This window comes from Rhizobium sp. Leaf453 (genome assembly GCF_001425605.1).
GTDB lineage: Bacteria > Pseudomonadota > Alphaproteobacteria > Rhizobiales > Rhizobiaceae > Pararhizobium.
The window spans coordinates 196664-211161 of sequence record NZ_LMRG01000028.1; the positions used below are offsets into that span (position 1 = coordinate 196664).

Consider the following 14498-nt stretch of genomic DNA (forward strand, 5'->3'; position numbering starts at 1 on the left):
TTTCGGATACCCAAGGTTCAGAATGTGAAGACATTGCCGGCGAGGTCGACCGCCGTCACGCGTGTCACATCACCGGACCGGCGCAGCGTCGCACGGATTTCTGCGGAGGGCATCAGGCAGAAAGCGGTGGAAAAGCCGTCTGCGATCGCCGCGCTTTGCGCTTCCACCGAAATGGTCGACCAGCAGGGCAGTTCGCCTTGCGGACCGAGGATGTGAAAGGCGCTGCCCAGTCGCATGGCTGAGGGGCTCGATGTCGCGATGGCGGTGCCGGCAAGCTGCCGGACGGCGACCTGTCCGATAGACGGGTCTTCGACCGCAACGCTGAAGGACCCGCCGAGGGCGGCAAACTCTCCCATTTCGACAAGGGCCTGGCCATAGCCAGCCTCGCGCAACAGACGCCGAACCCGATCTGCGGCATAGCCCTGTGCGATTCCGTTGAGGGTCAGCGCCTGTCCTTTATCCAGTCGCACAGGCGGACCGGGCCGCACCCGCTGCCAACCGATCGCGCCGCGCTCCTGTCGAGTGTCGCGCCCTTCGGCGAGTGCGCGCCAGAGTGGCTGGACTGTTGGGTCAAACCGCCCGCCGGTCGCCTGGTGCACCTGACCGGAAAGGCGAAGGAGATCGGAAAGGACGGGAGGGACGTCATCCAGGCGGCCCGTGGCGTTCAACCGGTTGATCGCGGAGTCTGTCTTGAACAGGCTCGCAGCCGCCTCGACTTCCATGAGCGTGGCGCTGATCATTCCGGCAATGGTCTGCGCGAGCCCGCGCGGGCCGCGCAGGTCCACCCGAACCATGCCGCCGAGCATGTCTGCCTGCCAGGTGGTCACTTCGGCTTTGGCGATACCCGGAAAAGCTGCAGCCGCGGCGATGAAGAGAAAACGACGACGGTTCATGCCCTTGCCTCCGTTCTTGATACAGGAAGGGCTGGCCGTTTGCGCCCAGCAAGCACCAGCGGCACGCATTGCGTTGGGTCATCGTGGATCGATACGCAGTCGAGGCACTGGAAACATTCGGAATAGGCGATGGCGCCGGACTTGCGAATAGCGCCGTAAGGGCAGCGGACGCGGCACAGCTGGCAGGGCGTGCCGCATTCGAGACGTCGGGGAATCCAGTTGCGCAGGCGCAGGAAGCCCCCGAGCGCCATCAGGGCGCCAAGGGGGCAGACGTAGCGGCAAAACCCCTTGAATGTCACCATGGCAAGCAGAAGCCAGAATGCAGCGTAGGCGACATAGTACCATTCGCGCTGGAAGAGTGTGGTGACGGCGGTCTTGAATGGTTCGATCTCGGCGGCCGTCTCAGCCTTGTCCGGCGCGATGAAGGCGACGGTCACGAGAGCTGCGAGCGAGAGCCAGGTGCCGGCTTTCAATCGTCGGTCCCAGATGGGAGACGGATTCCATTGCGGCAATCGCAGTAGCCGGCCGATATGGTGGGCGAACTCCTGCATGGCGCCGAAGGGGCAGAGCCAGCCACAGAAGAAGCCACGCCCCCACAGCACGAAGCCGACGATGGCCGCACCCCATATGAGCAGCGAGAAGGGATCATAGAGCAGAACCGCAAGATTGCCGCCTCCGCTGGCCGTTCTCAGCAATGCCAGCGGGGTAACGATCGACAGCTGCCCCTGGCCCCACCAGCCGACGAACCCGACGACACCAGCGAGAAAGACAAGGCGCGCCGGGCGCAGGACCTTTGGTGCGGCAAGCTCCTGCATGCCCGGCCCGACCGCGCCGAGAAGGCCGGCGAGCATCAGGCTGAGCAGCGCCATGTCCCATTTGCGATCGATGATGGATGCCTGCCATGGCGGGCGCACCGTGGGTGCCTCGGGATGCACGAAGAAGGTGGCATCAGCCTTCAGGGAAAGCGGAAAATGTGTCGATCCCATTTCCGGTTTCAGCATGCCGTGCGCGCGCACGGCTTGTGCGGAAAGCGTCCATTCCCGGGTTGGATCGAAGCCGAGGCGCCGGTCGATCCTTAGGATCATCGTCGTTCCTTGGGGCACGCCGTCCAGCGTTTCGACCGTCATGTCGGCATCGCGCAGCGCGACCGGCAAACCGTCCTGAACGGCCGCCAACCGGTCCGGTGCCGTATTGCGCACGAAGTCCGTCGAGACGAGATGGTGGCGTCCCGCATCGATGACAAGGATCGGCTCATCGTCGGGCGAGACGCCCAACAGGCGCTGGAGATCGGCAAGGCTCTCCTCACCGAGCACAGCCCGTGCGATGGACGGCGGCCCGATGTCGATGACCCACAGATCAAGAAAGAAGCTTGATGGATCGTCCGTCGCCTCCGGGTCATCATCGGCCCAGATCGTTCCCTTGAATGCCGCGTCGAGTTCTGCGTTTGTCACCTTGAGGTTCCGCGCCAGCCCACGCTCGACAAGCATTGTCCAGTCGAATGCCTCGATAATGGCTGGATCGGGATGCACGGGCGGACCACTCGTCACGCCCTGCATCTTCTCCCGTGCGACGGCGAGCGTTGCGGCGAGAATGGATTCATGCGCGATGCGGACAGATGCCGTGGCCTTGGTCACGCCATCGAGGAAAACGAGATCTGATCCACTGCCCCCCGCGCCATACGGCGTGCCCACAACCATTGGCTCGCGGATCGAGTGCCCGCGATACTGCTCGAGGAAGGCGCGCAGTGGCGCTTCGCCAAGACCTGAAACGAAGATCGGTTCGTTGTGAGAAACGAGTTTGACGTCGAGGAAACGGCCGTCGCGGTCTATCGTCACCAGCATGTTGATGGGCGCGCCGGAAAAGCCGGGAAGCGGAGCAAGCGGCCCCGTCTCGAAGACATATCCCGCTTCCGCCCCGCCAGAATTGAGCAAGGTCCAGACGCCTTTTTCGTTCACTGGTTCGCCGAGCGCATAGGGCGGCACGATCATGCGCGCAATCGCCTCCCGGTCGAGCGGTAGGGCAAAAACGCGACTACAAAGAATGAGATAGACGATCAAAGCGCCTAGCAACGCAAAATGCCGCGCCAGCCCTTTTTCCATGACCGTTCCCTCCCACTCCGATTTCTATGCACACGCCCCAGCGCCGCCATACGACCAAGGTCGCGGATCGTTCGGATGCGCCGGTGGGTATAGTCGAGAAAGGAGATTTCAATGGCTGGGACGCAAACCGAGCCCCCCGCATCGGGCATCGTCTTCATTCTATCACTGGCACTGTTCGGCCTGTTCTGGGCCGTCCTTGCCATGCTGAAGGCGGACCCGACCGTTCTGCCGGGACCCGTCGATGTCGCACGTATCTTCTGGTCGGAAACAGCTTCCGGGCGCCTGCCGCGCGAGCTTGCGGCGACTTTGCTGCGCGTCACTGTTTCCTTCCTGTTGGCCATGACAGCGGGAAGCCTGCTTGGCTATCTGCTCGGCCGCTATCGAACATTCAACCGCTGGGCCGACCCGTGGGTAACGATCTTCATGAACCTGCCGGCACTGGTGCTGATCGTGCTCTGTTATCTCTGGATCGGACTGAACGAACTGGCCGCTATCGTGGCGGTGACGCTGAATAAGACGGCAATGGTGATCATCACCATCCGCCAGGGTGTGCGCGCCTTCGATCCCGCGCTGGAGGACCTCGCGATTGTTTCCCGCCTTTCCCGCCGCGATCGGTTGCGCCATCTCGTCGTGCCGCAACTCGCTCCCTGGCTGGCGGTTTCGGCACGCAACGGCATAGCCGTGATCTGGAAGATCGTGCTGGTTGTCGAATTCCTCGGCCGCTCCAACGGTATCGGCTTTCGCGTCCACCTCTATTTCCAGCAATTCGAAACCGGCCATGTTCTCGTCTATTCACTCGCTTTCGTCGCTGTCATGCTGGTCGTGGAGCACGGCATCATCCAGCACTGGGAGGCCCGATCCGTTCGCTGGAAACGCCCCCCCGAAGGCTGGGGAACTCAGCTCGAGATAACGATTTCTGACGTTTACTCGATGCTCTTAAAGTCGGCGGCTTCCTCAAAGGTTTGAGAGACGCACAGCAAAAGCAGCTCTAGGCGCCCGTTGCCGTTATTCACCTTCGCGCAAGAACTCCTGAAAACCGTCAGTCTGCTATTTGAGTAGTCATGGATCGGCTCCTCTTCGTTCAAAGACACGTAATTCACTTTGCATCCCCGGCGAAATACGCGGCCCCATTGCTGTCTTTAGTGCCCGGCATAGCAAACTTGTTCTTCCATTCGGACAGAGAATGCTGGCTAACCCCGAGCCGCTGCGAAACATTCGCAATCGGATAGCCTCGCTCCGTGATCTGACGCACTGGCCATGCTGAAAATCTTCGCTGAAATTTGATTGCTCGCGATGCTATTCTTGCCCCAAAGTTGGGAAAGAAGGCGTCGAAAAATCCAAGGGTATTCAGATTCATCTACAATACCAAGCGGCTAAACTCAGTTCATGGCGATCGATTGCCAATGGAATTTGAAACCCAAGTAGCCCTGCCGGTGGCTTATTTGAAGCGCCCCGTGGTCCAGCCTCAGGGTGTACGCGATCCTTGTGTCAAAGGCGGCAGGTAAAGTTCTGTGGGATCGGCTGCTTAAATTCAAGTGATGGCTGGTGTATTTGCGGCCGTAGACCTCCTTCTACCATTACGGGCTGTGGTCAAGTTCCGCCAATATGGCGGCGATGTCTTCTTTTCGAACACTATCGCCGATGAACCAACTGAGAGTGTCGTAGAAACCGAGAAAAGATCCGCGCACCTTGTCGAGGAGGCTGCTTGCCTCGCTATCCTTGATCGAGAGCTTCGCTGCCAGAAATCGGCGCAGCACCGCATCCGCCTGTGGATGGGAAAAAATCAACGATGGGGGCGACTCCGGAGAAAGATTTGACGGCAGGAACGTTTGGCGATGGCACGGCAGGGTCTGACTGAGGCGGATATCACGCGACGAGGCAGCTGCTTCGATGACAAAAGCTTCGGCGTCCAGGACCCATGCGAAACGCGCGGTGTCGCGATACTGAAAATCGCGTGGACCAAGCGGAAGCGTCACGGTTTTCGCTTCGCCGGGGCGCAGATGTACCTTTGCAAAGGCCTTGAGTTCCCTGATTGGTCGCTTCAAGCCGGGCTTGACCGGACGGATGTAGAGTTGGACGATTTCCTTGCCCGCCACAGCGCCGGTATTTCGGACCGTGACATGCGCGGTGCAATGGCTGCCCGGTGCGATGACGCCGATATCGAGTGTGATGTCTTCATAGGAAAAGGTCGTGTAGCTCAAGCCGTGGCCGAAAGGGAAAAGTGGCTCGATCGCCTTCAGATCGTAGAACCGATATCCGACGAAGATGCCTTCGCTGTATAGATGGCGGCCATGTTCGCCCGGATAGGTGTGCCAGCCTGGAATATCTTCGATCCGCACGGGCATGGTTGCCGACAGCTTTCCGCAAGGATTCTGTTCGCCGAACACGATTTGAGCGATGGCTTCGCCGCCGCCCTGGCCGGGGTAAAAACATGCCAGAACGGCATCCACGCTCTCGATCCAGGGTGCCTCCACGGCATCGGGCATGGACAAGATGACGATAACGCTTCGTCCCGCGTCAGCCAGTGCCTGAATGATCGCATCCTGGCCTGCGGCCAGCTTCAATGTGTCACGGTCATTGCCTTCGCCATGTCGGCTTTTTTCATTTTCGGCAAAGACGATTGTGACATCGGCGTCCCGCGCGGCCTCGACCGCTGCTGTCAGGGCGGTTTTGGACGGCAGATGGCGGACGTCGAATCCGGCACCGGCGCGCGCTGTGATTTGTGTCAGCGGACAATCGACGCGGTAGGGATTGGTCGTGGCAGATCCTGACCCCTGGATGATTGGCTCGAGGGCGCTGTCGCCGATGACGAGAAGACGGCGCAATGCCTTGGGATTCAGCGGTAAGACGCTTCCCCGGTTCTTCAGCAGCACGATCGATTCCGCAGCAAGCTGACGCGATAGTTGGTTATGCTCGTCGAGATCGACCGCCGTATCCGGCCGCTCGTTGGCCTTGCACAGACGGACGAATTGCAGGAGCGTCCTGCAGGCCGCATCTACGGCGTCGGGTGGGACATCGCCGCCTTCGATGGCCGCGAGCAATTGCTGCTTGCGCGGCTTGCTCTCCGGCATGTCCAGCATCGTTCCGGCGCGCAGGGATGCGGCACGGTTCTTGACGGCGTGCCAATCGGAGATCACCAGCCCGTCATATCCCCACTCGTCCCGCAACACCTTGGTCAGCAGCCAGTGGTTTTCGGCCGCCTGCACGCCGTTGAGCAGGTTGTAGGCGCTCATGACGGTCCACGGTGTGCTCTTTCCGATCGCACGTTCGAAACCGGCGAGATAGATTTCCCGCAAGGCTCGTTCATCAACATCCGAACTTGTCGCGGTTCGGTCGATTTCGGAATTGTTGCAGGCGAAATGCTTCAGCGAGGCGCCGACTCCGCCGTCCTGAAGTCCGGAAATCAGCCCTGCGGCGAGATCACCATTGATGACCGGATCTTCCGAATAATATTCATAGGCCCTGCCGGCGAGCGGCGTGCGGCGGGTGTTGATACCCGGCCCGAGCAGGAGATTGACACCAAAGCTCTGGCACTCCGCGGCAAGTGCCACCCCCATGCGATAGGCGAGGTCGATATCCCAAGAGCAGCCAAGGAGATTGCCGTTTGGAAAGCAGGTTGCCGGCCGTGTCGTCCCGAACATGTCGCTTCCGTCACCGGCTTGCTGATTGACGAGTCCCAGGAATGCCTGGAGGCTGTTCTCATCGCTGTCGCCGGCATCGATCTGAGTGGTCGAATATCGGACACCGTACGTGCCGTCGGTCATGACAATCGACGGGATGCCGAGTCGCTCGATGCCGGCGGTTTTCCAGAGGCCACGACCGCTCAGAAGATCGACCTTCTCGGCCGCCGTCATCTGATCGACAAGCGAGATGATTTCGTCGTCCGTGGGATGGAACATGGGAGAGCTTTCAATTCCTGTGGGGCGAGCGGAGGCGGCTCAACAGATTTTCCGGAGCAATTCCATCAACATCATGCGCTCAGCCGGGGTGAGCGTACCCAGGGTTTCCTGCGAGATCTGCAGCGCGATAGACAGATTGCGGCTGACCGTTGCGTCCCCCTCGGCGGTCAACGTGAGGACAAGACGGCGGGCGTCGGCCGGGTCCGGCGCGGTATGGACGAGCCCGCGTTTGACGAGGCGATCCACGACGCCCTTGATGGTCGCCATGTCCATCGCGGTCTCGCGACCGAGATTGCCTTGGGAACAGGGCTGGAGATCCTTGAGCTTGACCAGTGCCGCCCATTGGGTCGTCGTCAGCTTCTCGGAGATCAGGCTGGCGAAAATGGCCACATGTCGCTGGTTGGCCTGGCGCAGATAAAAGCCGATCTGCTCGCCAAGCATATATTGGGCATGTTGATCACTGGCGCCGGGCGTCGAGGAAACGAGGCCTTCAGGCGCATTGGTATCTTGTTTAAACGGAACGTCCATCGGATCTCTCGAATTTCGCCTTTTGCCAGCGGCCGGCAGCCCCGTTATATTGCTTCATTTCGCCACAAATTGAGAATGGCCTGCGTGGACAAAGTTTCGACCTGTTCCGAAAGCCTTGGCACCAGATGGGTCATGACCGCATCATGTGCCGCCCGGTCGCTGCTTGTCAGCGCATCGACCGCGAGAACGACACGATAGCCGGCATCGACGGCATCGAGGACGCTGGCATAGACACAGACATCGGTCTCGACGCCGGAAAAAATCAGGGTGTCGATGCTCGACGCTTTCAGCCGTTCGTCAAAGCCGGGCGAACCGAAAATGGAATAGGTCGCCTTGTCGACGATGGCACTCTCATCGGCAATGGCTGCCAGTGGCGCCATCAGATCCAGCATGGCGGTATCAAGCGCATCGCCTGTGACCGATGACCATCGTTCATAATAGGTCTTCCACCGGCCCGTCGCGGCGCCTGCGTTCTGCGGAACGACGAAACGGGCGTAGAGGGTTTCTTCCGGACGCGCTTCGCAGAGCTTCAGCACGTTCGGAAGAATGTCCGCCATCGCAGGCGTGTACCACACGGTTTCCTCGGCAAAGAGGCGTTGCATGTCGATGACGAGGTGCAGCGTGTTTTTCGAGAATGCCGCGGTTTCCATGATCAGTCGGCCACCGCCACCGTGTGTTCCGCCGACCAGCCGAGCGAAATTTCGTCGCCTTCCTTCAGGACCGTGCCGTCGCGGTTCTGTGCAAACAGCTTGAGCGGCACGCCATCGGCGGTTTCCAGATGATAGGACAGGACAGGCCCGGCATAGATGACCGTGGTGATGCGTGCCTTGATGCTGTTGTCGGCCGTATCGCCCGATGTAATCGCCATCTTCTCGGGACGGATGGCAAGCGTCACCGTGGAGCCGTTCGCGGGCAGGGCGCTTGTGCTCTTGACCACCGAACCATCCGCAAGCCGCACTGCGCCGTTTTCGACCGTGCCGGTGAGGAAGTTGGAATCGCCGAGGAATTCTGCGGCAAAACGCGTCAACGGCTTTTCGTAGACCGTTTCCGGCTCGCCGATCTGGACGATGCGGCCCTTGTCGAGGATGGCTACCTTGTCCGAGAGCGTCAGTGCTTCTTCCTGATCGTGGGTCACAAAGATTGTGGTCAGGCCGCTTTCACGCTGGATGCGCAGGAGTTCCACCTGCATTTCCTGTCGAAGCCGTCGGTCGAGCGCCGACAGGGGCTCGTCGAGCAGGAGCACGCTCGGCTTGATGACGATGGCGCGCGCCAGCGCCACACGCTGCTGCTGGCCGCCGGAAAGCTGTTTTGGCGTGCGATCGCCGAAGCCGGGAAGACGGACCATTTCGAGTGCACGGTCGACTTCCTTGCGAGCCTCTGCGCCCTTGATGCCGCGCCGCTCCAGGCCGAAGGCGACGTTCTGGGCGATGGTCATGTGCGGGAAGAGAGCATAGGACTGAAACATCATGCCGATGTTGCGGCCCCAGACGGGAACATCCGTGACATCGTTGTTGCCGATCATCACCACACCCTGGTCCGGCTTGATGAAGCCAGCAATGATGCGCAGCAAGGTCGTCTTGCCCGAACCGGAGGGGCCAAGGAGGCTTGTGAAGGAGCCTTCCGGAAACTCGGTGGTGATATCGGCGAGAACCGGCGTGGTTCCATAGGTCTTGGCGACCGAATTGACTTTAACGTTTGTCACTGGTGTCTCCGGGCTTGGCGAAGCGCGCAAAAATCAGGATCACGGTCATCGAACCGAGCAGAAGCACGGTCGAGATCGCGTTGATTTCAGGGGTGAAGCCCTTGCGGATCGAGGAGTAGATCTGCACCGGCAGGGTGGTGTAGCCGGGCGTTGCGAGAAAGTAGGAAATGACGAACTGGTCGAGCGATACCGCGAAGGCAAACAGGGCGGCACCCAGAATGCTTGGATAGAGCAGCGGCAGCGTCACCGAGAAGAAGGCATGCACCGGGGTCGAGCCGAGGCTCATCGCCGCTTCCTCAAGATCGGCGCGGATGGTCCGGAAACCTGTGCCGACGACCAGAACCACATAGGGAATGGCAAGCGCGACATGGCCGATCAACAGCGCATGCATGCCTCGGCCGATCCCGGTCCAGTAGAAGAAGATCAGCATGGCCGTTCCGGTGATCAGCCACGGAATAGCGATCGGCGGCAGAAGCATCAGTTGCAGCAGGCTCTTGCCGCGAAACGTCCGTCGCGACAGCGCCACGGACGCCATGGTCCCAAGCGCCGTTGCAAGCACCGACGTGATCAGGGCGATGATGATGCTGTTCATGCCCGCGGTCAGCAGGATCTTGTTGTTCCAGAGCGCATCGTACCACCGCATTGAGAACGTGAACGGCAGTTCGTAAAGTTGCGATTCATTGAACCCCATGGCCATCATCACGAGGATGGGCGTGTAGAGAAAGACCAGAGTGGCGATGAGATAGAAACGGCCAAGTGATTTCATGATCGTCTCCTCACGCCGTTGTGCCACGGCGCAAGACGCCGGAGAAGGTTGCAAAGATCGCGAGCACGACGGCAAGAAGCGTGAAGGACAGGGATGCGCCCAGCGGCCAGTTGAAGGCCTGCGTGAATTGGTCCTCGATCACCGTTCCCATGGTCACACCCACGCGTCCGCCGAGAATACGGGGTTCCATAAATGATCCGATGACCGGAACGAAGGTCAGGACTGCGCCGGAGATGAGGCCGGGGGCCGCAAGTGGCAGAAGAATCTTGAAGAGGATGGTCCACCAGCGCGCGCCAAGGCTGGCTGCGGCTTCGATGATCGCATCATCGATCGTCACGAGCGCGATATAGCATGTGAGGATCATGTAGGGCAGGTAACCGTGAACCAGGCCGACCACGATCGCATAGCGGGTATAGAGAAACCCGATCGATCCGGCATCCGGTGCAACCATGTGCAGCAGGCTATCCAAGAAGCCGTTTTCACGTAGCACCATCGTCCATGAAAAGACGCGGACCAGGCCGTTCGTCCAGAACGGAAGAAGAATGAGGATGAGCAGCATTTCGCGCGTCTTGCCGAACGTCGAGCGCACCAGGGCGACTGCCGCCAGAAAGCCCAGAACCGCACAGATGAGCGTCGTCCAGAAGCCGATCAGCAGCGATGTGATGCCGATCCCGACCAGATACGGCTGATCGATGAACGCCCTGTACTGTTTCAGCGTGAAGATGATCGGCGCCTTGCCCATCGGCGTCGCCGACAGAAAGCTGAACGCGAACATGGTCAGAAGCGGCAGAAACACCGCAATCGTCAGCCAGCCATAGGTCGGCATCAGGAGAGCCGTTGTCGAGACCCACGGCGGGAGTGCGCGCCCTTTGCGCGGACCCGAAGGTCCGCGCGCTGGCGCCAGTGTCAGCTGGTCATTCTGCATAGAAGGCTTTCACTTCCTGCCAGACGTTGTTGAAGGCTTCACGGCGGTCATCCGGCAAGGCCGACATGATGCTCATCGTCTTCAGATATTCGGCCTTGTGAACTTGGCGGCTGAGGTCATCGGCGGGAAGCGCATCGATGGCTGCGGTGTTTGCGGACGCCGGCGCGCCGACCTTGGTTGCCCATTCCACATAGAAGGTGGGATCGATCATCCAGTTGGCGAAGGCAAGAGCGCCTTCGGGGTTCGGAGCCGAAGCCGGGATACCGAGACCGTCAACCCAACCGACTGCGCCTTCCTTCGGAACGACGAAGGTCACCGGGAGCTTGGAATTGCGCTTCGAGCGCACGGAGCCGCCGGACCAGAAGACCGAGAGATCGAATTCCTTGGCTGCGAAAGACTTGTTCCACTGATCTTCGGTCGACCAGAGCAGCTTGACATTCGGCTTGATCGACTTCAGCGCTTCGGTGACCTTGGCCAGATCCTTGGGATCGTTCATGTCCTGACCGGTCATCAGGGCGCCCAGACCGACATTGATGATCGCGTCGTCGTCGAAGGCAACGCGGCCCTTGTAGGCAGGGTCGGCTAGGGCGGCATAGCTGTCGGGAACCGGCATGCCGTCGCGGATTGCCAGAGACGTCATGCCCCAGACCCACGGAACAGCATAGCCGGTGCCATCCTTGCTGAAGTTCGGATTGGTCAGGAATGCACCGTCGACCGTCTTCGAGTTCGGCACCTTGCTGAAATCGATCGACTGAAGGAGGTCTTCGGCGATCGCCTGCGCGCAACGCGCGGCATTGAGAACGACCAAATCGTAAGCGCCCGGATTGGTGCGCAGCTTGGTCAGCATTTCCGATTCCGAGCTGTAATAGTCGTGAACGACTTCGATACCGGTCTTTTCGGTAAAGGCCTTGATCGACCAGGCTTCGTCTGTGCCGTAGCCCTGCCAGTTCAGGACCGTGATGGTGCCGGCCGCGAAAGCCATGCCCGGCAGTGCGGCAAAAGCGCTGCCGGCCACAAGTGCTGCGGACATCAGTTTCAGTATGTTGCGTTTGGTAATCTCAGTCATGTTGGCACCCCTCTTGTAAATACACAGTTGCGGTGATCGTGACTTGGTCAACGACCACAATGGGATCGGCAAGGCCGACAGCAGAAGGCGCGTTGCAGACGCGCAATTATGTTTGTGTACAAACTAAAACCAAGGGAATGATAGCGTTCACAACAGGGTATTTCAGCGCGAACGAAACCGTACTCCGCACGATGCGCGGAACGTCATTTCGAAACGCTATGCGATACTATCTGCTATGCAGGACTTCGAACAGGAACATCAAATTTCCATTGTAGTCCTCAGTTCAAACCCTCTGGTCTTTTATCAGTCTTTTTATTTGTATACAAACTATTGGGCAGTATCATCCGCCTGTCAAGCGCTTCTTGGCCTCATGTGTCTTCATGCCGATAAAAAATAGACGCGGAAATGGCGAGCCTGCGCGCTTTCGGCGATATTGACGCGGATACCATCATGGCTTGTGGTGTAATCCACCTCATTGCCATCGATTCGGACGCTGGCCACATCGCGCGCGGCGACATTCGGCAGGGCAATGAACCCCGCTTCCGATGCCGGCGAAATGACACAGGAAAACGCCGTTGCCGCAATGTCGACCCGGGAGAACGTTGTCTGCAGGTCCGTTTCCATCACGACGCTGTCATTCAGGGTCACGGAAAGCAGACCGGCTTCGATCGTGATATTCAAGGTTCCCGCCGGCGACAGCATCGGTCCGATGGAAAGGTCCTTACCGCCGTTGTGGACGGTCCATCCTGTCCAAGGATCGAAATCGACGATTTCACCGGTCGCTATGAATGGCAACAAAGCGGCCCAGATATAGAAGGGATCGGTATCGCCCTGATCCATCGCTTCACCGGTTACGGCATTGTAGTTTTCGGACGCGATCCGGTCCTTGCTCCAGGATTTCATGAAGAGATCATAGCTCTGGCCGGCAAGCTTGCTTGCCTGCACGCGGAACCCGTAGCGGCGTAGACCGAGCCAGACCATGTAGTTGACGTTTGGCCAGATGCGCCCGCGCCAGTAGACGTTGTCGCCGAAGGCCGGATCGTCGCGTGTCGCGTTCGGCAGCACGAAATCACCGCCGAATGTCGTCTCGTCGTCTAGATGTTCGAGCAGGCGGACGGCCTGCTCCGGCGTGGCGGCGCCGCAAAGCAATGGATAGAAGCTGGTTGGCGAAAGCGATCGTACGAAACCGCCGCTACGCTGGCGGTTTGCGAAGATGCCGCGTGTTTCGTCCCAGAGGGTTTCGGAGATCAGCTTTCGGCTGCGTTCGGCGATATCGGCAAATTCGCGGGCATCGTCATGTTTGCCGAGCACCGTCGCCATCTTCGACAGCATTTCGGCATCGAGCGCGGCCGCGCAGTTCAGGCCGAGATCGAAGGTGGACAGCGTGCGGGTGATCGGGTCGTAGATCGCCTCGTCATGGGTCGCGGAATTATCCATCCCGGTCTCGTTGCGGGCACCGAAAGCCGTGCCCTTGTAGAGCCCTTCGCCGACATCGGATGTCCCGCAGGACAGCAAGCCGAAGCCATCCGGATCGCGGTTTTCCCACCACCAGCGCTGATTGCGGGCAAGGGCGTCGTAGCTCGCTGCAATTATCGAACGTTCGCCGGTACGCTGGTAGAGCTGCCAGGCAACGAGCGCGCCGTTCGGATGCTGGCTACGATCGACCCAGGCATCGTTGGAGGTGACGATGCAGGCGATATTGCCCTGCGGCGTGGCGCTGGCCATGGCTGTCGCCATGTTTTCGCGCGCCAGATCGGCGTCGAAGACGCCTGCCAGAAGAGCCGCGAAGAGCTGGTCATTGTACCAGACGGCAAATTTTCCGAGATTCCAGATCCGCGTGACGGCGGTATAGGGCCGGGCATTGGTATCATCCCAGATGGTGTTCCACGCGACGACGTCGCGGACCGCATCGAGGGAACCTTTGAGCGCACCGGTCTGGGCGTTGGGGAGGGCGAGAGATGCGCCTGCGGCAAGGCACGCCTTGGCCTTTTCGATGGCAAGTTCTGCACTGTCAGCGACAGCGGCGGCGTAGGCGCCCTTGCGCATCATTTCCAGATTGAACCGCAGAGCGATGACCGGCGCCTCGTTGCGGCGCGTTGCCGTGTAGAAATAGCCGTTCTCCTCGAAATCGGCGCGCAGAGCGTCGATCGTGTCGTGACCGGTAACGTGGACAGGCGCTTCAGCCGTCACGACCGCAACAAAGCGTGTGCCGACTTTCAACAGCGTGGTGTTTCGACCGGCATCATGGATGCCGATCTCGCCGCCATCAGAGGAAATCGCCAGCGTTAGCCAGAACCGCAGACCCCATTCGGCGGAAACCGTTCCTTCCCAGCTTCCGCGAACGGCAAACGGATCTGTTTTGGTCGTCGAGAAAGCGACCGTTGTGCCGGTGTGATCGGTTTCGAGTTCAATCAACGATCCATCAATGGCATGACGGCCCAGCCGGACCGGATTTCGGCGCGGCTCGATGGCCGAGGTCGTCTTGCTGCGGGTTGAATAGAGCACCGGTGTGATACGCACGCCAAGCGGCAGGAAAACCATTTCGGCCGGGCGATCGGACCAGCTGTTCCAGGCGCGCATCAGGGGGACGGTCATATGTTTCGGCATGGCTCTGGTATCC

12 protein-coding genes are annotated in these 14498 nt (G+C 59.9%); 1 reads left to right on the forward strand and 11 read right to left on the reverse strand.

Going from position 1 to position 14498, the window contains the following annotated elements; genetic code table 11:
• Positions 1 to 17: 17 nt before the first annotated feature.
• Positions 18 to 893: an FAD:protein FMN transferase gene (locus tag ASG68_RS25825; RefSeq protein WP_062610255.1), complete on the reverse strand. Its 876-nt coding sequence runs from the start codon at positions 891 to 893 to the stop codon at positions 18 to 20.
• A complete protein-coding gene (locus ASG68_RS25830) occupies positions 890 to 2992 on the reverse strand; it encodes a 4Fe-4S binding protein (protein WP_062584293.1) in 2103 nt (700 codons plus the stop codon). The genes ASG68_RS25825 and ASG68_RS25830 overlap by 4 nt, the downstream gene beginning before the upstream one ends.
• Positions 2993 to 3103: 111 nt before the next feature.
• Here ASG68_RS25830 and ASG68_RS25835 point away from each other — a divergent pair, with 111 nt between their 5' ends.
• A complete protein-coding gene (locus ASG68_RS25835; protein WP_082478601.1) occupies positions 3104 to 3958 on the forward strand; it encodes an ABC transporter permease in 855 nt (284 codons plus the stop codon).
• 130 nt (positions 3959 to 4088) lie between these two features.
• On the opposite strand, the gene ASG68_RS33115 is transcribed toward ASG68_RS25835, so the two are convergent.
• The 9 genes from ASG68_RS33115 to ASG68_RS25875 all read right to left on the reverse strand — a co-directional run bounded on the left by ASG68_RS33115 (position 4089) and on the right by ASG68_RS25875 (position 14485).
• Complete coding sequence (locus ASG68_RS33115) at positions 4089 to 4349, reverse strand: transposase (RefSeq protein ID WP_082478600.1); 261 nt, start codon at positions 4347 to 4349, stop codon at positions 4089 to 4091.
• A 220-nt stretch (positions 4350 to 4569) separates the two neighbouring features.
• Positions 4570 to 6891, reverse strand: coding sequence for a beta-glucosidase family protein (locus ASG68_RS25840; protein ID WP_062584295.1), 2322 nt, complete (start codon positions 6889 to 6891; stop codon positions 4570 to 4572).
• A gap of 39 nt (positions 6892 to 6930) precedes the next feature.
• The gene (locus tag ASG68_RS25845; protein ID WP_062584296.1) at positions 6931 to 7419 is read right to left on the reverse strand and encodes a MarR family winged helix-turn-helix transcriptional regulator; all 489 of its coding nucleotides are present in this window, start codon (positions 7417 to 7419) and stop codon (positions 6931 to 6933) included.
• A 44-nt stretch (positions 7420 to 7463) separates the two neighbouring features.
• On the reverse strand, positions 7464 to 8069 hold the full coding sequence (locus tag ASG68_RS25850; RefSeq protein ID WP_062584299.1) for a cysteine hydrolase family protein: 606 nt from the start codon (positions 8067 to 8069) through the stop codon (positions 7464 to 7466).
• A gap of 2 nt (positions 8070 to 8071) precedes the next feature.
• Entirely contained in the window at positions 8072 to 9121 is a 1050-nt protein-coding gene (locus ASG68_RS25855; protein ID WP_062584301.1) for an ABC transporter ATP-binding protein, read from the reverse strand.
• Positions 9108 to 9887: an ABC transporter permease gene (locus tag ASG68_RS25860; RefSeq protein ID WP_062584303.1), complete on the reverse strand. Its 780-nt coding sequence runs from the start codon at positions 9885 to 9887 to the stop codon at positions 9108 to 9110. Before ASG68_RS25860 ends, ASG68_RS25855 begins: the two co-directional genes overlap by 14 nt.
• A gap of 10 nt (positions 9888 to 9897) precedes the next feature.
• The gene (locus ASG68_RS25865) at positions 9898 to 10812 is read right to left on the reverse strand and encodes an ABC transporter permease (RefSeq protein WP_082478599.1); all 915 of its coding nucleotides are present in this window, start codon (positions 10810 to 10812) and stop codon (positions 9898 to 9900) included.
• Positions 10802 to 11878, reverse strand: coding sequence for an ABC transporter substrate-binding protein (locus ASG68_RS25870; protein WP_062584306.1), 1077 nt, complete (start codon positions 11876 to 11878; stop codon positions 10802 to 10804). The genes ASG68_RS25865 and ASG68_RS25870 overlap by 11 nt, the downstream gene beginning before the upstream one ends.
• Positions 11879 to 12256: 378 nt before the next feature.
• Entirely contained in the window at positions 12257 to 14485 is a 2229-nt protein-coding gene (locus tag ASG68_RS25875; RefSeq protein WP_062584308.1) for an MGH1-like glycoside hydrolase domain-containing protein, read from the reverse strand.
• Between the last annotated feature and the right edge of the window lie 13 nt (positions 14486 to 14498).